This window comes from Streptomyces sp. NPDC002181 (assembly GCF_042890485.1).
Lineage (GTDB): Bacteria > Actinomycetota > Actinomycetes > Streptomycetales > Streptomycetaceae > Streptomyces.
Window position 1 is genome coordinate 87,501 of sequence record NZ_JBIASC010000004.1, and the last position, 19,096, is coordinate 106,596.

General features: G+C 71.7%; 20 protein-coding genes. 13 read left to right on the forward strand and 7 right to left on the reverse strand.

Going from position 1 to position 19,096, the window contains the following annotated elements; all coding sequences use genetic code 11:
* Window positions 1–67 precede the first annotated feature (67 nt).
* Window positions 68–1,222 carry a 4-hydroxyphenylpyruvate dioxygenase gene (gene hppD, locus ACFYXV_RS12790; RefSeq protein WP_383341934.1) on the forward strand — a complete coding sequence of 385 codons (1,155 nt, stop codon included), beginning with the start codon at window positions 68–70 and terminating at the stop codon, window positions 1,220–1,222.
* A 139-nt stretch (window positions 1,223–1,361) separates the two neighbouring features.
* Here hppD and ACFYXV_RS12795 read toward each other — a convergent pair whose 3' ends face one another.
* Window positions 1,362–2,939: a tetratricopeptide repeat protein gene (locus tag ACFYXV_RS12795; protein ID WP_389382874.1), complete on the reverse strand. Its 1,578-nt coding sequence runs from the start codon at window positions 2,937–2,939 to the stop codon at window positions 1,362–1,364.
* Between the two features lie 105 nt (window positions 2,940–3,044).
* On the opposite strand from ACFYXV_RS12795, the gene ACFYXV_RS12800 reads away from it, so the two are divergent.
* On the forward strand, window positions 3,045–4,448 hold the full coding sequence (locus ACFYXV_RS12800) for an FAD-binding oxidoreductase (RefSeq protein WP_389383062.1): 1,404 nt from the start codon (window positions 3,045–3,047) through the stop codon (window positions 4,446–4,448).
* 65 nt (window positions 4,449–4,513) lie between these two features.
* Here ACFYXV_RS12800 and ACFYXV_RS12805 read toward each other — a convergent pair whose 3' ends face one another.
* Window positions 4,514–4,993, reverse strand: coding sequence for an SsgA family sporulation/cell division regulator (locus tag ACFYXV_RS12805; protein ID WP_376017992.1), 480 nt, complete (start codon window positions 4,991–4,993; stop codon window positions 4,514–4,516).
* A 269-nt stretch (window positions 4,994–5,262) separates the two neighbouring features.
* Here ACFYXV_RS12805 and ACFYXV_RS12810 point away from each other — a divergent pair, with 269 nt between their 5' ends.
* Both ACFYXV_RS12810 and ACFYXV_RS12815 read left to right on the forward strand, forming a co-directional pair.
* A complete protein-coding gene (locus ACFYXV_RS12810) occupies window positions 5,263–6,738 on the forward strand; it encodes an RDD family protein (RefSeq protein ID WP_389382875.1) in 1,476 nt (491 codons plus the stop codon).
* A gap of 89 nt (window positions 6,739–6,827) precedes the next feature.
* Window positions 6,828–7,562, forward strand: a complete 735-nt coding sequence (locus ACFYXV_RS12815) for an RDD family protein (RefSeq protein ID WP_385461977.1) — start codon at window positions 6,828–6,830, stop codon at window positions 7,560–7,562.
* A 60-nt stretch (window positions 7,563–7,622) separates the two neighbouring features.
* Here ACFYXV_RS12815 and ACFYXV_RS12820 read toward each other — a convergent pair whose 3' ends face one another.
* On the reverse strand, window positions 7,623–8,003 hold the full coding sequence (locus ACFYXV_RS12820; RefSeq protein WP_389382876.1) for a hypothetical protein: 381 nt from the start codon (window positions 8,001–8,003) through the stop codon (window positions 7,623–7,625).
* Window positions 8,004–8,387: 384 nt separating this feature from the next.
* Here ACFYXV_RS12820 and ACFYXV_RS12825 point away from each other — a divergent pair, with 384 nt between their 5' ends.
* Together ACFYXV_RS12825 and ACFYXV_RS12830 are read left to right on the forward strand one after the other, a co-directional pair.
* The gene (locus tag ACFYXV_RS12825) at window positions 8,388–10,799 is read left to right on the forward strand and encodes an immune inhibitor A domain-containing protein (RefSeq protein WP_385461982.1); all 2,412 of its coding nucleotides are present in this window, start codon (window positions 8,388–8,390) and stop codon (window positions 10,797–10,799) included.
* A 113-nt stretch (window positions 10,800–10,912) separates the two neighbouring features.
* Window positions 10,913–11,215, forward strand: a complete 303-nt coding sequence (locus ACFYXV_RS12830; protein WP_048475574.1) for a hypothetical protein — start codon at window positions 10,913–10,915, stop codon at window positions 11,213–11,215.
* A gap of 18 nt (window positions 11,216–11,233) precedes the next feature.
* Here the strand turns inward: ACFYXV_RS12830 and ACFYXV_RS12835 are convergent, their stop codons facing one another.
* Window positions 11,234–11,836, reverse strand: a complete 603-nt coding sequence (locus ACFYXV_RS12835) for an isochorismatase family protein (protein WP_383341953.1) — start codon at window positions 11,834–11,836, stop codon at window positions 11,234–11,236.
* 124 nt (window positions 11,837–11,960) lie between these two features.
* A complete protein-coding gene (locus ACFYXV_RS12840; RefSeq protein WP_385461986.1) occupies window positions 11,961–13,289 on the reverse strand; it encodes a nicotinate phosphoribosyltransferase in 1,329 nt (442 codons plus the stop codon).
* An 81-nt stretch (window positions 13,290–13,370) separates the two neighbouring features.
* Between ACFYXV_RS12840 and clpS the strand changes: the two genes are divergently transcribed.
* The 7 genes from clpS (at window position 13,371) to ACFYXV_RS12875 (ending at window position 18,089) form a co-directional block, all read left to right on the forward strand.
* Window positions 13,371–13,685 (forward strand): ATP-dependent Clp protease adapter ClpS, encoded by a 315-nt coding sequence (gene clpS / locus ACFYXV_RS12845; protein ID WP_385461989.1) that lies wholly within the window; start codon window positions 13,371–13,373, stop codon window positions 13,683–13,685.
* Complete coding sequence (locus ACFYXV_RS12850) at window positions 13,685–14,302, forward strand: DUF2017 domain-containing protein (RefSeq protein WP_385461992.1); 618 nt, start codon at window positions 13,685–13,687, stop codon at window positions 14,300–14,302. Before clpS ends, ACFYXV_RS12850 begins: the two co-directional genes overlap by 1 nt.
* A 332-nt stretch (window positions 14,303–14,634) precedes the next feature.
* Complete coding sequence (locus ACFYXV_RS12855; protein ID WP_385461995.1) at window positions 14,635–16,095, forward strand: amino acid permease; 1,461 nt, start codon at window positions 14,635–14,637, stop codon at window positions 16,093–16,095.
* 76 nt (window positions 16,096–16,171) lie between these two features.
* Window positions 16,172–16,594, forward strand: a complete 423-nt coding sequence (locus ACFYXV_RS12860; protein WP_383341965.1) for a Mov34/MPN/PAD-1 family protein — start codon at window positions 16,172–16,174, stop codon at window positions 16,592–16,594.
* Between the two features lie 77 nt (window positions 16,595–16,671).
* Complete coding sequence (locus ACFYXV_RS12865; RefSeq protein ID WP_324603773.1) at window positions 16,672–16,779, forward strand: putative leader peptide; 108 nt, start codon at window positions 16,672–16,674, stop codon at window positions 16,777–16,779.
* 81 nt (window positions 16,780–16,860) lie between these two features.
* A complete protein-coding gene (locus ACFYXV_RS12870; protein WP_266628924.1) occupies window positions 16,861–17,139 on the forward strand; it encodes a MoaD/ThiS family protein in 279 nt (92 codons plus the stop codon).
* Window positions 17,139–18,089 (forward strand): PLP-dependent cysteine synthase family protein, encoded by a 951-nt coding sequence (locus tag ACFYXV_RS12875; protein WP_030158636.1) that lies wholly within the window; start codon window positions 17,139–17,141, stop codon window positions 18,087–18,089. The genes ACFYXV_RS12870 and ACFYXV_RS12875 overlap by 1 nt, the downstream gene beginning before the upstream one ends.
* A 130-nt stretch (window positions 18,090–18,219) precedes the next feature.
* On the opposite strand, the gene ACFYXV_RS12880 is transcribed toward ACFYXV_RS12875, so the two are convergent.
* Together ACFYXV_RS12880 and ACFYXV_RS12885 are read right to left on the reverse strand one after the other, a co-directional pair.
* Window positions 18,220–18,567: a DUF488 domain-containing protein gene (locus ACFYXV_RS12880; protein WP_389382877.1), complete on the reverse strand. Its 348-nt coding sequence runs from the start codon at window positions 18,565–18,567 to the stop codon at window positions 18,220–18,222.
* Window positions 18,564–18,983: a hypothetical protein gene (locus tag ACFYXV_RS12885; RefSeq protein ID WP_389382878.1), complete on the reverse strand. Its 420-nt coding sequence runs from the start codon at window positions 18,981–18,983 to the stop codon at window positions 18,564–18,566. Before ACFYXV_RS12885 ends, ACFYXV_RS12880 begins: the two co-directional genes overlap by 4 nt.
* Between the last annotated feature and the right edge of the window lie 113 nt (window positions 18,984–19,096).

Here is a 19,096-nt window from a genome sequence, read left to right on the forward strand (position 1 = left end):
CTGGTCAGTCTGTACAGCCAAATAGGAAACTATTGCGCAGCTTGTGGATCGGCGGGACTCTGCGCTCATGACTGAGTCTCTGGCGAACCTCGAAACCACTCCTCTCACCTCGCGTGAGGCCGACCCCTTCCCCGTGAAGGGCATGGACGCGGTCGTCTTCGCCGTGGGCAACGCCAAGCAGGCCGCGCACTACTACTCCACCGCGTTCGGCATGAAGCTCGTCGCCTACTCCGGACCGGAGAACGGCGTCCGCGAGACGGCCAGCTACGTCCTCACCAACGGCGCCGCGCGCTTCGTGCTGACCTCGGTCATCAAGGCGACGACGGACCGCGGCCGCTTCCTCGCCGAGCACGTCGCCGATCACGGCGACGGCGTGGTCGACCTCGCGATCGAGGTCCCGGACGCCCGCGCCGCCTACGCGTACGCCGTCGAGCACGGAGCGCGCGGCCTCGACGAGCCGTACGAGGTGAAGGACGAGCACGGCACCGTGGTGCTCGCCGCCATCGCCACCTACGGCCAGACCCGCCACACCCTGGTCGAGCGCAAGGACTACACCGGCCCCTACCTGCCGGGTTACGTCTCCGTCGACCCGCTGGTCGAAGGCCCGGCCAAGCGCACGTTCCAGGCCATCGACCACTGCGTGGGCAACGTCGAGCTGGGCCGGATGAACGAGTGGGTCGGGTTCTACAACAAGGTCATGGGCTTCACGAACATGAAGGAGTTCGTGGGCGACGACATCGCCACCGAGTACTCGGCGCTGATGTCGAAGGTGGTCGCGGACGGCACCCTGAAGGTGAAGTTCCCGATCAACGAGCCCGCGATCGCGAAGAAGAAGTCGCAGATCGACGAGTACCTGGAGTTCTACGGCGGCGCCGGCGTCCAGCACATCGCGCTCGCCTCGAACGACATCGTGGCGACCGTCCGGTCGATGCGGGCGGCGGGCGTCTCCTTCCTGGACACCCCGGACTCGTACTACGACACGCTGGGCGAGTGGGCGGGCGAGACCCGCGTGCCGGTGGAGACCCTGCGCGAGCTGAAGATCCTCGTCGACCGCGACGAGGACGGCTACCTGCTGCAGATCTTCACCAAGCCCGTCCAGGACCGTCCGACGGTGTTCTTCGAGATCATCGAGCGGCACGGCTCGATGGGCTTCGGCAAGGGCAACTTCAAGGCGCTGTTCGAGGCCATCGAGCGCGAGCAGGAGAAGCGCGGCAACCTGTAACCCACAGGCCCACAGGCCCACAGGCCCACAGCCTCCGGGCCCGCGACCCCAGAGCCCCCGGCGCCGCCTTCGGCGTCCGGGGGCCTGTCCGTCCGTGCCATGCGTGCCGTCCGTGCCGTCCGTACCGGCCGCGGCGCCGTCAGGAGCCGGCCGCGCCGGGCTTGGACGACGGCGACGACGACGGCTTCGGCTTGGCCGCCTTCGGGAGCTCCGGGGCCACCCACGGCTTCGACGGCTGCATGTTCTCCGGGCCGCCCGCCGGCGGCTGGCCGATCGAGGCCAGTGCCTGCTTCGCCTGCGGGACCCGGGCCGGCGAGAACCGCGGGTTCGTCCGCATCGCCTCCTGGAAGTAGCGCCGGGCCCCGGCCTCGTCGCCCAGGCCGCGCTCGATCATCGCCCGGTGGAACGCGAACTCCGCGCTCCGCATCCCGCGGTCCGTCGACTTCTTCGCGTACTCCAGCGCGGCCGTGTCGTCGCCCGTCCTGTGCAGCGCCCACGCCAGCGCGTCCGCGACCTCCATGCTCTTGTGCCGCGCCCACTCCTGCGTCAGCCGCCGCACGGCCGCCGCCGGGTCCCCGTGGTCCGCCTCGAACAGGCCGAGCACCACCGCCTCGTTCACCCCGTCCGCGGCGCCCCGCGCGGCGGCCGCCCGCAGCATGTCGTACGGGACCTTCGCCTCGTCCCGCCGCCCCAGCGCGTCCAGCAGCTCGCCCAGCTCCAGCGCCAGCCTCGGCACCTGGGCCCGGCCCAGTGCCATCCGGTAGTCCCGGACCGCCTCCCCGCCCCGGCCCAGCCCCGCCAGCGCCCTGGCCCGGCCGCCCAGCGCCTGGGCCTGCGCCGGATCGGCGCGCAGCGCACCCTCGTACTGGCGCAGCGCCTCCGCCGCGTCGCCCCGCTCCCAGGACAGCTCCCCGAGCCGGAACAGCACGTACGCCTTCTCCGCCGGAGCCTTCGCCGCGCCCCCGGCGTGCTCCATCGCCATCGTCGCGTCCTCGCGCCAGCCGCGGTCCCGGTACACCTGCGAGGCGCGGATGAACGCCGCCAGCCCCGGCCGCAGGTCCAGCAGCCGTTCCATCGACCGCTCGGCGGCCTTGTAGTCGCCCAGGCCCGTGTACGCGTCCACCAGCACCGGGTACGCCGTCCACCGGTTCGATGCCTGCGCCCGGACGAGCTCGCCCCACTTCTTGCCGGTCCCGAAGTCGCCCCGGGCATTGGCCAGCGTGCCCATGCCCGTCATCGCGTCGAAGTTGCCCTTCTCGGCAGGGCGGATCTCCAGCGACCGCTTGAGCGCCCTCTCGGCCTTCGGGTACCAGGCCGGCTCCGTCGTCCGGCGCGCCTGCTCCAGGTATGCCGCCCCGAGCACCGCCCAGGACGCGTCGTCCTTCGCGTGGCCGGCGACCCACTTCTCCCGGTCCGCCATCAGAGCCGTCAGATCCACCGCCGCCGCCGGCGCGCCCATGCCGACGGCCGACGCGGCCCGTTCGGTGGGCCCCGGAGGGCGGGCGTCGTCGCCCGGGCGGGCCGGCCGGATCAGCAGGGCCCCGGCGATCAGCACCACCGCGACCCCGGCCGCCACGAGCGTCTTGCGCCCGGTGAAGGTCACGGGTGGCGCGGGCTGCTGCGCTTCCTCCTCGATGCGGGCGGCGCGAGCGGCACGCGCGGCACGAGCAGTACGGGCGATACGGGAGATACGCGCGGTACGGGTGGCACGGTCCATGGGGTCACTGTGCGTCAATATGAAGAGTTCGCCGAGGTGTCCGAAGCCCGTCGCGGCCGTGTTCACACCGATGGCCCCCGGTGCCACGCTGGGCTCATGGATGTCATGGATGTCAAGCACGGCGCCGGGGAAGACGATCTCTCCCCGCGCCTGTACGCGAGCCTCCTGGAGGGGCTCCCGGCCGAGGCCCTCCTCACCGACCCCGAAGTGACCGCCTCCTACGCCACCGACATGGCCGCCTTCTGCGCCGCCGGCACCCCGGCGGCCGTGGCCCTGCCCCGCACCGTCGAACAGGTGCAGCACGTGCTGCGCACCGCCACCGCCCTGCGGGTCCCCGTCGTCCCGCAGGGCGCCCGCACCGGCCTGTCGGGCGCCGCCAACGCCTCCGACGGCTGCATCCTGCTCTCCCTGGTCAAGATGGACCGGATCCTGGAGATCAACACCGTCGACCGGACCGCCGTCGTCGAACCGGGCGTCGTGAACGCGGTGCTCTCACGGGCCGTCGCCGACCGGGGCCTGTTCTACCCGCCCGACCCCTCCAGCTGGGAACAGTGCACGATCGGCGGCAACATCGGCACCGCGTCCGGCGGCCTGTGCTGCGTCAAGTACGGGGTCACCGCCGAGTACGTGCTCGGCCTCGACGTGGTCCTCGCCGACGGACGGCTGCTGCGCACGGGCCGCCGTACCGCCAAGGGAGTCGCCGGATACGACCTCACCCGGCTCTTCGTCGGCTCCGAGGGCAGCCTCGGCGTCGTCGTCCGGGCCGTGCTCGCCCTGCGCCCCGCACCGCCCCGGCAGCTCGCACTCGCCGCCGAGTTCCCCTCGGCCGAGGCCGCCTGCGCGGCCGTCTGCGCCGTCATGGAGGCCGGACTCACGCCCTCGCTCCTGGAGCTGATGGACCGTACGACCGTCCGCGCAGTCAACGCGCTCGGCAAGATGGGCCTGCCCGAGACCACCGAGGCCCTGCTGCTGGCCGCCTTCGACACCCCGCACGCACCCGAAGAACTCGCCGCCGTCGGGGAGCTGTGCCGGGCCGCCGGAGCCGCCGCCGTCGTCCCCGCCGAGGACGAGGCCGAATCCGAACTGCTCCTCCAGGCCCGCCGGATGTCGCTGACCGCCCTGGACGCCCTGCGCCCGGCGACGATGATCGACGACGTCTGCGTGCCGCGCTCGCGGCTCGCCGAGATGCTGGACGGGACGGCCGCCATCGCCCGCGCGTACGACCTGCTCATCGGGGTCTGCGCGCACGCCGGCGACGGCAACACGCACCCCGTGGTCTGCTTCGACCCGGCCGACGAGGACGAGACGCGGCGGGCCCGCGAGTCCTTCGACGAGATCATGGCGCTCGGGCTGGCCCTCGGCGGGACCATCACCGGCGAGCACGGGGTCGGGGTCCTGAAGAAGGAGTGGCTCGCGCGCGAACTGGGGCCGGTGGGGATGGAGATGCAGCGGGCGGTCAAGCAGGCCTTCGACCCGCTCGGCCTGCTCAACCCCGGCAAGCTCTTCTGACCGTACGCCGGGTATGGACCGCTGCCGTGCGGGGTGGACGAGTCGGAGGTGACGGATCCGCATGGTCACAGGTCCCCGTCCGCCGACTCGTCCGACGGCCACGGATCCCGCATCCACAGGTCGTCGGCCGGGGTCGGCGCGAGGAGCTCCGCCAGCGCGGCGTCCAGCCCCAGCCGCTCGGCTTCGGTGCCGGGCGGGACCGCGCGCAGCGTGCGCTCCAGCCACGCCGACACCGCGGTGGCCGGGGCCTCCAGCAGGGCGTCTCCGTCGGGTGAGGTCAGCGCCATGCAGAGGACGGCCTTGTTGTCGACCTTGGTGGGCCAGATCCGGACGTCTCCGTGGCCGCAGGGGCGGAACACCCCCTCGACCAGCAGCTCGCGGGCGAAGGTCCAGTTGACCGGGGTGCTGGAGCCGGTGTGGAAGGTGATGTGCACGGCGTACGGGTCGTCCGTCAGGTAGACCAGCCGGGCCGGGACGGCGACGCTGCGCTCGGGGGACAGGACCAGCTTGAGTTCCAGCTCGCGCTCGACGACGGGGTGGTGCATGGCGGCCTCACTTCGGGGTCTCCGGTTCGTTGCGCGGGGCCGGGTTCGCGCCCCACACCCGGAGAGAGCGCCGATGTGCCCGGGTATGACGCGACTTCGGGCACCGGATCGGGGATTGGCCGGATCCTGTCGGGTGTCCGAAAACAGCCGTAGGGTGCGACGTTCGCTCAAAGGCTTGGATTCTCCCGTTACCGGACCTGTCGGGGCACGGTTCTTGGCTATGGTCCTGCCCTTGCACAAGCCTCAAGCCACGATCGGAGTTGGGGACATTGACGGCCTCCCCTGGTGACGGCGAGCACGCGGCCCGCGAGGGCTACTACCCCGATCCGTCCATCCCCGGGTTCGTCCGGTACTGGAACGGCCTCAACTGGGTTCCGGGTACGAGCCGCCCCGCCGCCGCTCCCGCTGCCGCCGCTGCCGCCGCCCGGTCCGACGAGACGGGACCGGTGTTCCTGGACGAGACCGGCGTGAGCCAGGCGCCGGCGCAACCGCTCGCGTCCGCAGTGCCCGCGGCTTCGTGGCAGGCCGATCCCCTGCACCAGTCCGGCTTCGGCGGGCCCCGCGACCACCGGGTCTCCTGGGGCGGCCCGGCGCAGCCGGAGCCCGACGCGGGGCACGCGTCCGCCCGGTCGGCGCCGGCGGGGGGCTCGCCGGGACGGGGGCCGCGCCCGGAGCCGCTGGAGGCGGCGGAGCGGGCGGAGCGCGGGCCGGGGGTGTCCTTCGCCCGCACGCCCTCCGCGACCGCGGAGCGGTTCCCGGCGCAGGCCGCCGTACGCGGCTCCGCGGAGAGCGTGGGCATCCTGTCGGCCCGCTCCCCGGCCGCCACCGCCCCGGCTCCGGTCACCGCCCCGGCCCCGTCTCCGGCCCCCGTCGAGCCCGAGTGGCCCGCCGCCCCAGGCACCGGCGCCGGCCCGTCCGGCCTCACCTCCTCCTGGCCGCAGACCCCCCTCCGCCGCGACCCGGCACCCGAGCCGGAGATCCCGGCGGGATGGGAGCCGTCGGCCCGTGCCGAGCCGCAGGCCCCGGCCGACCACGCCGCGTGGCCGAAGGCCCCGGCGCACCCGTTCGTGCCGGAGACCCCGCCGGCCCCGGCCCCGGCCGCCCGCCGGTCCGCGTCCGAGGCCGAGTCCGCCCCGGGCCCCCGCCGGACCGGCGCCCCCGCCGAAGCGGCCCGCGGCCAGGGCGGCGGACCGGCACCCGGCCGGCCCGCACCGGCGGACGCGCGGGGCGTCCCGCGCGTCACCGACCGGGCCGTGTTCGAGCGGATGGCCGAGCGGGCCACCCGGCCCGCCGGGCTCGTGCGCCGGGCCGTGGCCCGCGTGCTGGACACCCTGGTGTTCGCCGCGGTCGCGGCGGGCACCGCCCGGCCCCTCCTCCCCGCGGCCACCGCCCACCTCGAAGCCAAGGTCGACGCCGCCAAGGGCAGCGGCCGGACCACCACGGTGTGGCTGTTCGACACCACCATCGCCGGGTACCTCGGCCTCGTCCTGGCCGCCGTACTCCTCTTCGGGGTCTTCTACGAGGCGCTCCCCACCGCCCGCTGGGGCCGCACCCCCGGCAAGAAGCTCCTCGGGATCCGGGTCCTGTCCGCCGCCACCCTCCGCCCGCCCAGGTTCGGCGCGGCCCTGCGCCGCTGGCTGGTGTACGCGCTCCTCGGACTCCCCGGCAGCCTCTGGTGCCTCGGGGACGGGCGCCGCCGCCGGGCCTTGCACGACCGGGCGGCCAGGACGTACGTGGCCCGCTGACGCCCGGCCCGCGGTCCGCCGGGGGAGCCCTTCCCCCGAACGGACGCCGTCCCGTTGCGGGGTTCGCGGAGCCGGGTTCGACTCGGGCCATGAGTACCGATCAGCCGCCGCCGGGCCAGCCGCCCGAGGACGACCCGTTCCTCAAGAAGCCCCAGGAACCGACGCCTCCGTCGGGCGGTTCGCCGTACGACCGGCCCCCGGGCGGCCAGCCGCCGCCCCCGCCGCCGGGCGGTCCGTACGGCGGTGCGGGCGCGGGAGGCGGTGGCTACCCGCCCCCGCCGCCGCCTCCGCCCCCCGGAGGCCCGTACGGCGGCAGCGGCGGCTACGGCATGCCCGATCCGCTCGCCGGGATGCCCCCGCTGGCCGACTTCGGCAAGCGGCTCGGCGCCCGCATCATCGACGTGATCATCGTGCTCATCCCGCTGTTCCTCATCCAGCTGGCCTTCGGCACGAACCGGTACACGGTCGAGACGAACAAGGGCGAGGACGTCAGCGAGGTCTTCACCAAGTCGTACAGCGGCAGCGGCCTGGCGATGACGCTGATCTCGATCCTGTTCTTCGTCGGCTACGACTGGTGGTTCGGCAAGAAGGACGGCAGGACCCTCGGGAAGAGGGCGCTCGGGCTGCGCGTCGCGATGCTCAACGACGGCAGCGTCCCGCAGTCGGGCGCGGCGCTCGGCCGGGCCGCGATGCTCTGGCTGCCCGCGCTCATCTGCTGCCCCTGCCTGTGGCAGATCGTGCTGATCGTGTCGATCCTCGTGGACAAGCCGTACAAGCAGGGCCTGCACGACAAGGTGGGCAAGACCGTGGTGGTCACCGCGTAGAGGCGCGGCGCACCGGCGCGGGACGGGGCCGGATCCCGCCGCGGCGCGGCGGCGTACGGCTCAGTGGTGGACAGGCTGTTCGACGGCGGCCGTCCGGGGCTCAGGCACCCGGGCGGCCGCCGCCGCGTCCGCGGGGACCGGTCCGGGCGCGGTTGCGGACGTGCTCGCGGGGGCGCCGGCGGGCGTGATTTCGGTAACACCGGCGGAAACCAGGGGGGTACGGGCGGTGGCCCGGGCCGTCCCGGCCGGAGCCGCGTGCCGGCCGCGCCGGCGGGGGCTGGCCGCGGTGAGCGCGACGAGCAGTCCGAGGGCCAGTGCGGCGGTGGCGATGACGGCGATCCCGCGCCCCGTGCTCGTCTGCGAGAGCAGCAGCATGGCGATGGTCGACACGACGACGGTGGCGGACCCGTAGAACAACTGGGCGGCAGTCGGACGCGGCATGGCGGTATCCGTCCTCAAGGCGGGGAGGGGGAGTCTGCTCAACTAGGTCGCGCGTCAAGGGACTCTACGTCGGTGGATTCCCGAGCGGAACCGCCAGTAAGCGTGACCTAACCCACGGTGCCCGGCGCACGGGGGGCGTACGGGATCATTCCGCGTCGCACGCCGGGGGCCGGGACGCGGCCTTCGTCCCATATGGCAGAGGAACGTCCGTATACCGGAACTGCCTGACCGCATAGTGCAGTTGTAAGGAACAAGTCAAGGTCTGTCTTTTCCCTCGACTCTCCGGTCAAATGTCGTCACTTGAGACGCGCGCCGCGCGGAACCCCCCACTCCAACGGAGATGTTCCGACCTGTGTCGCGGCCGCGGGAGGGGAACGACATCAAGTGACCAGCAATTCCGCTCGCAGACGAGCGCTGCGCGCCGCAGCCGTCGGTGTGACCCTGGCCGCCACCGCGGCTTCCGGCGCCTTCCTCGTCACTGCCCAGGCTTCCGAGGCGCCGTCGACCGCGCCCGCCTCGAACCGGCAGGACCCGACCGCCGCCTCGAAGGAGGCGGTCCAGCACAACCTGAAGGGCCCGTTCAGCGACCAGCAGGCGCAGGCCCGCGAAGCCGCCCTGGACCAGGTCCTGTCCGGCAAGAAGGCCGTGGAGCAGCGGGGCGCTTCCAAGGTCGTCAAGCTCGACGACAAGAAGTACGTCGAGCTCGGCCGCGAGAAGACCGACAAGATCTTCACGATCCTCGTCGAGTTCGGTGACCAGGTCGACAACACGACCATGTTCGACCCGGACGGTCCCGACGGCCCCAAGCCGGCGGTCCCGAAGTACGGCGGCACCCCCGGTCCGCTGCACAACACCATCGCGCAGCCGGACCGCAAGGACAACAACAGCACCGCCTGGCGCAAGGACTTCAGCCGCGACTACTTCCAGGACCTGTACTTCGGTACCGGCAAGGGCAAGGACTCGCTGAAGACGTACTACGAGAAGACCTCCTCGGGTCGCTACTCGGTCGACGGCCAGGTCGCCGACTGGGTCAAGATCCCGAACAACGAGGCCCGTTACGGCTCCAACTACTGCGGCCAGACCAACTGCGCCAACGTGTGGGACACCGTCCGCGACGGTGTCAACGCCTGGGTCGATGGCCAGAAGAAGGCCGGCAAGTCCGACGCCGAGATCAAGGCCACGCTGGCGCAGTACGACCAGTGGGACCGCAACGACTTCGACGGCGACGGCAACTTCAACGAGCCCGACGGCTACATCGACCACTTCCAGATCGTCCACGCGGGCGAGGACGAGTCGGCCGGCGGCGGCGTGCAGGGCACCAACGCCCTGTGGGCGCACCGCTGGTACGCCTACGGCACCGACGCGGGCAAGACCGGCCCGGCGAACAACAAGGCCGGCGGCACCCAGATCGGCAACACCGGCATCTGGGTCGGCGACTACACGATGCAGCCGGAGAACGGCGGCCTCGGCGTCTTCGCGCACGAGTACGGCCACGACCTCGGTCTGCCGGACCTCTACGACACCTCCGGTGGCGGCGAGAACTCGGTCGGTTTCTGGTCCCTGATGTCCGCCGGCTCCTGGCTCGGCGAGGGCAAGGACTCCATAGGCGACATGCCGGGCGACATGACCGCCTGGGACAAGCTGCAGCTGGGCTGGCTGAACTACGACCAGGCCAAGGCCGCGACGAAGTCCACCCACAAGCTGGGTGTGTCGGAGTACAACACCAAGGACAAGCAGGCGCTGGTCGTCGAGCTGCCCAAGAAGCAGGTCAAGACCGACATCGTCGCTCCCGCCGAGGGCTCCTCGCAGTGGTGGAGCAACATGGGTGACGACCTCAAGAACACCCTCACCCGCACGGTCGACCTGACCGGCAAGTCCTCCGCCGCACTGGGCCTCAAGGGCTGGTGGGACATCGAGAAGGACTACGACTACCTCTACACCGAGGTGTCCACCGACGGCGGCGCCACCTGGACCGTCCTGAACGGCACGGCCAACGGCAAGGCCATCCCGGCCGACGCCGCGGGCAACGCGGGCCTGACCGACGTCTCCGGCGGCTGGCAGGACCTGAAGTTCCCGCTCGACGCCTACGCCGGCAAGAAGATCGACCTCCGCTTCCGCTACCAGACGGACGGCGGCGCGGGCGGCAAGGGCTTCACCGCCGACGCCCTCGCGATCACCGCGGACGGCCAGACCCTGTTCACCGACGGCGCCGAGAACGGCGACAACGGCTGGACCGCCAAGGGCTTCTCCCGCCAGGGCTCCGGTTTCACCAAGGAGTACCCGCAGTACTACATCGCGGAGAACCGCCGCTACGTCTCGTACGACTCCACCCTCAAGGTGGGCCCGTACAACTTCGGCTGGGCCAACACCAAGCCGGGCTGGGTCGAGCACTACCCGTACCAGGACGGCCTGCTGATCTGGCTCTGGGACAAGTCCCAGAAGGACAACAACACCAGCCAGCACCCGGGCTCGGGTCTGATCCTCCCGATCGACGCCAACGCCAAGCCGATGAAGTGGTCGGACGGCACCCTGCTGCGCAACAAGATCCAGCCGTACGACGCGACCTTCAGCGCGTACTCGACGGACGCGTTCACCCTGCACAAGAACGGTGAGTCGCTGTTCCTGAAGCCGAAGCCCGCGAACATGGTCTTCGACGACCACAAGGGCAAGTACTACTACGACGAGAACCCGACCGGTTCGGTGAAGGTCGCTGACACCAACACCAAGATCAAGATCGCGAAGGAGACCTACGACGGTCTCCAGATGACGATCGAGGTCGGGCCCGCCGCCAAGTAATTCGGCAAACCCGCAGGTCAAAGCATGATCGGCCGTCGCCCCCTAGCGGGCGGCGGCCGATCGCGTTTAGATGCGGGTGCGAGTTTTTCTTATTGACGGGGGAGCTGAAGATCATGCCCGGTGGAGGTTTCGTCAGATTGCCAGGCGGCAGCGTGGTGGTCGCGCTCACGCTGCCGCGGCCCTGCGGCGAGGGCGGGAACGTCCGCGTCCTGGTGCACGCCGCGAACCGGGCCCGCGCCCTGACCAGGCTGCGGAACCTCGGCATGCGAGCCGTGTACCTGCGCGGCAACGCCCAGCCGCCGACCCCCGACGAGGTCACGGCCGTCCTGCACCACCCGGACGGGCTGCTGTGGCGCGGCGCCCCGGACCGGGCGCAGGAGCTCTGGCACCCGATCCGCGCCCTGCTGGGCCGCTAGGCGGCGTCCGGGGGCCTCTCAGGGCGCCTGGCGGGGGCTCTCGCCGATCAGCTTCACGCCGGCCGAGCGGAGCTCCTCCACCGCCCGGGAGGTCGTGTGAGGGGCCACGGCGGCCGTCAGGTCCAGCAGCACGCGGGTGGCGAAGCCCTCGCGGGCGGCGTCGAGGGCGGTGGCCCGTACGCAGTGGTCGGTGGCGATGCCCACGACGTCGACCTCGGTGACCTCGCGGTCGCGCAGCCACCGCGCGAGCCGGACGCCGTTCTCGTCGGCGCCCTCGAAGCCGCTGTACGCGGCCTCGTACGCGCCCTTGTCGAAGACGGCGGCCACGGCGCCCGAGGCGACGGCCGGGGCGAAGTTCGGGTGGAACCCGACCCCCTCGGTCCCGGCGACGCAGTGCACCGGCCAGGAGCTCTCGTAGTCCGGCTCGGCCGGGGGGTGGGCGAAGTGCGACCCGGGGTCGACGTGGTGGTCGCGGGTGGCGACCACGTGCCGGTAGCCGGCCGTGGCCTGGCCGATCAGCTCGGTGATCGCGGCGGCGACGTCGGCCCCGCCGGTGACCGCGAGGCTGCCGCCTTCGCAGAAGTCGTTCTGTACGTCGACGACGATCAGTGCGCGGTGCATGTCGCGTGTCCTTCGGTTGTCGTGTTTGCCGCTGCGCGGGCTCTTGCCCCACCCCGCCCCTTCCCGAAACCGGGGGCGGCACCCCCGGCCCCGGTGTCCCGCCCCCGGGGTGCCCGCGCGGGGGCTACGCGTACTCGGTCGGGATCACGGCCTCGCCGCGCGAGAGCTGCGTCGCGGAGAGCGGCAGGCTCGCGAGGGCCGCGCGGTGCCGGTCGCGGGCGGCCTCCAGGGACTCCCGCGCCACCACCTCTCCCGCCTTGACCAGCTGGACGAGGAGCTGCTCGTCCGCGAGCGCCGCCGGGACGGCGCCGGTGCCGACCACCTCGGCCTCCGCGACCCCCTCGGCATCCCTGCGCCGAGCCGCCCACTTGCGGCCGCCGATCGAGGTCTTGCCGCCCGTCGACTTCTTCGCCACCGCTGCCAGCGGGGCCTTCGGGTCCGCCGAGGCGGCCCGCGCGACCAGCTTGTAGACCATCGAGCACGTCGGGTGCCCGCTGCCCGTCACCAGCTGCGTGCCGACGCCGTACGCGTCCACCGGGGCCGCCGCCAGCGAGGCGATCGCGTACTCGTCCAGATCCGAGGTGACCACGATCTTCGTCGCCGTCGCCCCCAGCTCGTCGAGCTGCTGGCGCACCCGGTGCGCGACCAGCAGCAGGTCGCCGGAGTCGATCCGGACCGCTCCCAGCCCCGTGCCGGCGACCTCGACGGCCGTCCGCACGGCCTCCGCGACGTCGTACGTGTCCACCAGCAGGGTGGTCCCGCTGCCCAGCGAGGCCACCTGGGCCTGGAAGGCGTCCCGCTCGGTGTCGTGCACCAGCGTGAACGCGTGCGCCGAGGTCCCGACCGTCGGGATCCCGTACCGGAAGCCGGCCGCCAGGTCCGAGGTGGAGGTGAAGCCGCCGACGTACGCGGCCCGCGAGGCGGCCACCGCGGCCAGCTCGTGCGTGCGCCGCGCGCCCATCTCGATCAGGGGCCGCCCGCCGGCCGCCGAGGCCATGCGGGAGGCGGCGGCCGCGATCGCCGAGTCGTGGTTGAGGATCGACAGGATCACGGTCTCCAGCAGCACGCACTCGGCGAAGCTGCCCTCGACGCGCAGGAGCGGCGACCCGGGGAAGTAGACCTCGCCCTCCGGGTAGCCCCAGATGTCGCCCGAGAAGCGGTACGAGGACAGCCAGTCCAGCGTCCGCATGTCGACGACGGCCCGCTCGCGCAGGAACTCCAGCACGGCGGTGTCGAAGCGGAAGTTCTCCACCGCGTCCAGGACGCGGCCGGTGCCCGCCACCACGCCGTAGCGGCGCCCCTCGGGCAGCCGCCGGGTGAATACCTCGAAGACCGACCGGCGGTCGGCGGTGCCGTTCGCCAGGGCGGCCTGCAGCATCGTGAGCTCGTAATGATCCGTGAAGAGCGCTGTCGACGGCACGTCCACCGGCAGGCCCAGGTCCGCAGGGTTCATGTCCCGGATGCTAGCGCACATTTCGTCAAAGTGACGAGATCTCGGGACCCGTTTGTGCGACGGGCCGGTCACAGTGGCAGCATGGGACAAGTGAGTGTTGCTCCCATTGAGATCGAACGCACCGAGTCGGCCGAACGGACCTTCGCGGTCCCCGAACCCGACGTCCCCTGGGTGACCCTGGTGCACAACGACCCGGTCAACCTCATGAGCTACGTGACGTACGTGTTCCAGGCGTACTTCGGCTACTCGAAGGACAAGGCGCACAAGCTGATGCTCGACGTCCACCACAAGGGGCGGGCGATCGTCTCCAGCGGCACCCGTGAGGAAATGGAGCGCGACGTGCAGGCCATGCACGGCTACGGCCTGTGGGCGACCCTCTCCCAGGACCGCATCTGATGGGGCGCTCCGCCGGAATGTTCGAAGCCCTGAAGGGCGGCGGCGCCGCCATCGCGCTGGACGAGGTCGAGGTCTCCATCCTGCGCTCGCTGGCCGTCCAGCTGCTGGAGCTCATCGGACCGGGCGCGCCCGAGCCCGACGAGGGCGCCGACCCGCTGGCCGCGCTGTTCGCCGAGAGCAGCCAGAAGCCCGTCGAGCGGCCGTCCGACCCCGCGCTGATGCGGCTCTTCCCCGACGCGTACGGCGGCCCCGGCCCCGAGGACGGGAAGGTGGACCCGGCCGAGCTGGCCGCCCGGTCGGCGGAGTTCCGCCGGTTCACCGAGAGCGACCTGCGCGGCCGCAAGCGGGAGGACGCGCTGGCCGTCGTACGGAGCCTGGACGGGCTCACGCCCGGCGGGGACGACGCGGCGGTGCTGGAGCTCACCGGGGAGCTCCCGCTGCGTTGGCTGGGCGCGCTCAACGACCTGCGCCTGACGATCGCCGCGCGCCTCGACATCACCGAGGACGACGAGAGCGCGATGCTCTTCCGGCTGCCCGACGACGATCCGCGCAAGCCGATGGTGATGGCGTACCTGTGGCTCGGCGGCCTCCAGGAGACGCTCATCGAAACGCTCTGAGCCGGAACGCTCCGAGAGCGCCGTCGGCGGACACGCCGTTCGCTCAGCGGACGCTCAAATCCGGATAACGATCAGATCACCGCGATGCGGTGATCTGATGCGTTTCAGGACCCATGTCCCGAATTTCTTGTGCCGCAGATCACTTTTCCACGCCCCGGCCACCCATAAGCCCGTGATAAATCTTCACGACCGCCGCGGGGCGCCACCCATGTCCCCGGCCCGTGTGAACCGGCTGACCGCCGGGTGCAACTCCATCCGTATCCGGGGGGATCGAGGACCCGATCCGCTGCCTTCGAAGGCGCGGGTCGGCGTGGAGAAAGGCGCACCAAGACATGACCTCTGTGCAGGTCGAGCAGCACGACAAGACGCCCGGCGAGGGCGGCGCGGCCGAGGGCGGCGAGGGTTACCACCGCGCACTCGGAGCCCGCCAGATCCAGATGATCGCGATCGGCGGAGCCATCGGCACCGGCCTCTTCCTGGGCGCCGGCAAGGCGATCTCGAAGGCCGGCCCCAGCCTGATCCTGGCCTACGCCATCGCGGGCCTGGTCATCTTCTTCATCATGCGCGCCCTCGGCGAGCTGCTGATGTACCGCCCGGTCTCGGGTTCCTTCTCGGACTACGCCCGGGAGTTCCTCGGCCCCTTCTGGGGGTACGCGACGGGCTGGACGTACTGGCTCTTCTGGGTGGTCACCGGCATCACCGAGGTGACGGCGGCGGCCAAGTACATGTCGTACTGGACCCACGACAGCTTCCCGCAGTGGGCCTACGCGCTGATCTTCACGGTCATCCTCTACGCCGCCAACCTGATCTCCGTGAAGCTCTTCGGCGAGCTGGAGTTCTGGTTCTCCATGGTCAAGGTCACCGCCATCGTCGGCATGATCCTGATCTGCGCCGGCATCCTCACCGTCGGCTTCTCCGACGCCGCCGCCACCGCCTCCGTCTCCAACCTCTGGAGCGACCGCGGCTTCTTCCCGAACGGCATCGGCGAGACGCTGATGACGCTCCAGATCGTCATGTTCGCCTTCCTGGCGGTCGAGCTGGTCGGCGTCACCGCCGGCGAGTCCAAGGACCCCGAGAAGACCCTGCCCAAGGCCATCAACACCGTGCCGTGGCGCATCGCCGTCTTCTACGTCGGCGCCCTCATCATGATCATGTCGGTCATCCCGTGGTCCAACTTCAAGGCGGGCGAGAGCCCGTTCGTGCTGGCCTTCGAGAAGATGGGCCTCGGCGTCGGCGCCGCCATCGTCAACTTCGTGGTGCTGACCGCCGCCCTGTCCTCCTGCAACTCGGGCATGTACTCCACCGGCCGCATGCTGCGCGACCTCGCGCAGAACGGCCAGGGCCCGAAGTTCTTCACCAAGCTCACCAAGAGCGGCACCCCGCTCGTGGGCACCACCTTCTCCGCCGCGCTGATGCTGGTGGGCGTCTGGATCAACTACGTCGCCCCGGGCAAGGCCTTCGACTACGTCGTCTCCTTCGCCACCATCTCCGGCATGTGGGCCTGGATCATGATCCTGGTCTGCCAGATCCGCTACCGCGCCAAGGCCGACCGCGGCGAGCTGCCGCAGTCCCCCTTCCGGGCCCCCGGCGCCCCGTGGACCAGCTGGTTCGCCCTGCTGTTCATCGGCATGGTCATCGTGATGATGGGCATCGACAAGGACTCCCGCGTCTCGCTGTACTGCGCGCCGCTGTGGGGCCTGATCCTGGGCGTCTCGTACCTCGTGCTCAAGAAGCGCAACCCGGCCGGAGCCGCCTTCAACAAGGCCGACAGGGCCTCTGAGCCCGTCGCCTGACCGGTCCTGTCCAGCATCCGGGCCCTCCCGTACCACACCTCGGTACGGGAGGGCCCGTCTGCTTATCCTGTCGACCATGCTGACCCTCACCCAGGCGCTGTACGACCGGATCGTCGAGCACGCCCGCAAGGACCACCCCGACGAGGCCTGCGGCGTCGTGGCCGGACCGGCCGGCACCGACCGCCCCGAGCGGTTCATCCCGATGCTCAACGCGGCCCGCTCGCCCACGTTCTACGAGTTCGACTCGAAGGACCTGCTGAAGCTCTACCGCGAGCTCGACGACCGGGACGAGGAGCCCGTGATCGTCTACCACTCGCACACCGCGACCGAGGCCTACCCCTCCCGTACGGACGTCACGTACGCGAACGAGCCCGGAGCGCACTACGTCCTGGTCTCCACGGCGGACACCGACGGCCTCGGCGAGTTCCAGTTCCGCTCGTACCGGATCGTCGAAGGCGTCATCACGGAGGAAGAAGTGCAGGTCGTAGAGGGCTACTGACCACGATGTGAGCGGATTGCGTCCACGATGCGGGATCACACTCCAAACGGGGGACCGGGAATCGTTAACATGACCGCATGGTTCCCCACGACGTGAGCATCGAGACGCCCGGCAGGCTGCTGCTCGTGGCGCGGCTGCACGTCGACCTGTGCCGCCTCGCCAGCAGCATCTGTCCTGCCGCCTGAGCACCACAGCCCCTCGCGCGGGGGCCTTCGCGCCGCGCGCCCTTCACGCACTTACGCCTTACTTCAAAACTGGAGCCTGCCATGGCCATCGAGGTCCGCATCCCCACCATCCTCCGCACCTACACCGACGGCGAGAAGGCCGTCAACGGTGAGGGAACCACCCTGTCCGAGCTCTTCGCGGACCTGGAGACGCGCCACAAGGGCATTGAGGAGCGCATCGTCGACGGCGGCAAGCTGCGCCGCTTCGTGAACGTCTACCTCAACGACGAGGACGTCCGCTTCCTGGACGGCATCTCCACCGCCCTCAAGGACGGCGACAGCGTCACCATCCTCCCGGCGGTCGCCGGCGGCTCCGTCTGATGCGCTACGACTCCCCGCTGGCCGCGGTCGGCAACACGCCGCTCGTCCGCCTGCCCCGGCTGTCGCCCTCGGACGACGTCCGCATCTGGGCGAAGCTGGAGGACCGGAACCCGACCGGCTCGATCAAGGACCGCCCCGCGCTCCACATGGTCGAACAGGCCGAGAAGGACGGCCGGCTGACCCCCGGCTGCACGATCCTGGAGCCCACGTCCGGCAACACCGGCATCTCGCTGGCGATGGCGGCCAAGCTCAAGGGCTACCGGATCGTGTGCGTCATGCCGGAGAACACCTCTCAGGAGCGGCGCGACCTGCTGGCCATGTGGGGAGCCGAGATCATCTCTTCGCCGGCTGCGGGCGGGTCGAACACCGCGGTCCGCGTGGCCAAGGAGCTGGCGGCCGAGCACCCCGACTGGGTGATGCTCTACCAGTACGGGAACCCGGACAACGCCGGCGCCCACTACGCGACGACCGGCCCCGAGATCCTGCGCGACCTCCCGTCGATCACCCACTTCGTGGCGGGCCTGGGCACGACCGGCACCCTGATGGGCGTCGGCCGCTACCTGCGCGAGCACGTGCCGGGCGTACGGATCGTCGCGGCGGAGCCGCGGTACGACGACCTGGTCTACGGCCTGCGCAACCTCGACGAGGGCTTCGTCCCGGAGCTCTACGACGCCTCGGTCCTGACGACCCGCTTCTCGGTGGGCTCGGCGGACGCGGTGACGCGCACCCGTGAACTCCTCCAGCAGGAGGGCATCTTCGCGGGAGTCTCCACCGGCGCGGCCCTGCACGCGGCGATCGGCGTGGGCCGCAAGGCGGTCGCGGCGGGCGAGAGCGCGGACATCGTCTTCGTCGTGGCCGACGGCGGCTGGAAGTACCTCTCGACGGGCGTCTACACGGCGAAGACGACGGAAGAGGCCATCGAAACCCTCCAGGGCCAGCTCTGGGCGTAGGCGGCCGGCGGCAGGGCGGGGCGGGGAGAAGGCGGCGCGCGGCCGCCCGGACGACCCGGCCCCGCCCCGCCGGGACGACCCGGCCCCGCCCCCCGGACGACCCGGCCCGGCCCCCCCGGGAGCCGGCGGCTCACTCGGCCAGCAGCTCCGCGAGCACGGCGGCGTGGCTCGACGCCGGATCCTTGACCGCGGTCAGCAGCGTGAGCGGCCCGGCCGCGGCCAGGCCGCGCAGCCGGTCCAGCTCCGCGGCGGCGGCCGGCTCCGCCAGCTCCGCCTCGTACCGCCGCCGGAACTCCTGCGGCGATCCGCCCGCGTGGAACCACTTCCGCAGTTCCCCGGACGGGGTCACCGCCTTCGGCCACTCGTCCACCGCCGCGTCCGCCTTCGCCAGGCCCCGCGGCCACAGCCGGTCCACGAGGACCCGTACGCCGTCCGCCCCCGGCTCCGGGGCCTCGTACACACGCCGCAACCGGATCACGCGCCACCTCCGAGTCCCCTGACCTCGTCCCACACCGCAGGATCCAGCACCCCCTGTCGGCCGGCGAACTCCCACACCGACACCTCGGCCGGCCGGTCCGCCTCCAGGAAGGCCGCCCGGCCCTGCGCCCCCACCGTTCCCGGCGGCAGCGGGATCACCCCGGCCCGCCGGTCGTCGTACTTCCCGGTGATCCACGCGACCCGCGCCCGGTGGGCCCGTACGGAGGCCACCGCCAGCACCAGGCACAGCCGACCGTCCGCGAGGGACCACAGCTCACCGGCCCGCGGCTGCGGAGCCGAGCCCGGCCCGTGCGGCGGCGCGGCCCGCCGGGCGCGCCCCGGCCGCCGCCCCGCGATCAGCACCACCAGCACCACGGCCACCACCGCGGCCGCCGCGGGCCACCAGGACGTGTCCATATTCCGAAGGTAGCCGCGCCCCCACCCCCCGGCACGGCAATGCACCGGCAGCGCACCGGCACGCCCGTGCCCACCGTCGCTCCCCCGGGTGACAGCACAGGTGATTCCCCCCA

Excerpts from the sequence above, each read along its gene's own strand:
- hppD (WP_383341934.1), top strand. The coding sequence starts at position 68 with ATGACTGAGTCTCTGGCGAACCTCGAAACCACTCCTCTCACCTCGCGT.
- ACFYXV_RS12795 (WP_389382874.1), bottom strand. The coding sequence starts at position 2,939 with ATGGACCGTGCCACCCGTACCGCGCGTATCTCCCGTATCGCCCGTACT.
- ACFYXV_RS12800 (WP_389383062.1), top strand. The coding sequence starts at position 3,045 with ATGGATGTCAAGCACGGCGCCGGGGAAGACGATCTCTCCCCGCGCCTG.
- ACFYXV_RS12805 (WP_376017992.1), bottom strand. The coding sequence starts at position 4,993 with ATGCACCACCCCGTCGTCGAGCGCGAGCTGGAACTCAAGCTGGTCCTG.
- ACFYXV_RS12815 (WP_385461977.1), top strand. The coding sequence starts at position 6,828 with ATGAGTACCGATCAGCCGCCGCCGGGCCAGCCGCCCGAGGACGACCCG.
- ACFYXV_RS12820 (WP_389382876.1), bottom strand. The coding sequence starts at position 8,003 with ATGCCGCGTCCGACTGCCGCCCAGTTGTTCTACGGGTCCGCCACCGTC.
- ACFYXV_RS12830 (WP_048475574.1), top strand. The coding sequence starts at position 10,913 with ATGCCCGGTGGAGGTTTCGTCAGATTGCCAGGCGGCAGCGTGGTGGTC.
- ACFYXV_RS12835 (WP_383341953.1), bottom strand. The coding sequence starts at position 11,836 with ATGCACCGCGCACTGATCGTCGTCGACGTACAGAACGACTTCTGCGAA.
- ACFYXV_RS12840 (WP_385461986.1), bottom strand. The coding sequence starts at position 13,289 with ATGAACCCTGCGGACCTGGGCCTGCCGGTGGACGTGCCGTCGACAGCG.
- clpS (WP_385461989.1), top strand. The coding sequence starts at position 13,371 with ATGGGACAAGTGAGTGTTGCTCCCATTGAGATCGAACGCACCGAGTCG.
- ACFYXV_RS12850 (WP_385461992.1), top strand. The coding sequence starts at position 13,685 with ATGGGGCGCTCCGCCGGAATGTTCGAAGCCCTGAAGGGCGGCGGCGCC.
- ACFYXV_RS12855 (WP_385461995.1), top strand. The coding sequence starts at position 14,635 with ATGACCTCTGTGCAGGTCGAGCAGCACGACAAGACGCCCGGCGAGGGC.
- ACFYXV_RS12860 (WP_383341965.1), top strand. The coding sequence starts at position 16,172 with ATGCTGACCCTCACCCAGGCGCTGTACGACCGGATCGTCGAGCACGCC.
- ACFYXV_RS12865 (WP_324603773.1), top strand. The coding sequence starts at position 16,672 with ATGGTTCCCCACGACGTGAGCATCGAGACGCCCGGCAGGCTGCTGCTC.
- ACFYXV_RS12870 (WP_266628924.1), top strand. The coding sequence starts at position 16,861 with ATGGCCATCGAGGTCCGCATCCCCACCATCCTCCGCACCTACACCGAC.
- ACFYXV_RS12875 (WP_030158636.1), top strand. The coding sequence starts at position 17,139 with ATGCGCTACGACTCCCCGCTGGCCGCGGTCGGCAACACGCCGCTCGTC.
- ACFYXV_RS12885 (WP_389382878.1), bottom strand. The coding sequence starts at position 18,983 with ATGGACACGTCCTGGTGGCCCGCGGCGGCCGCGGTGGTGGCCGTGGTG.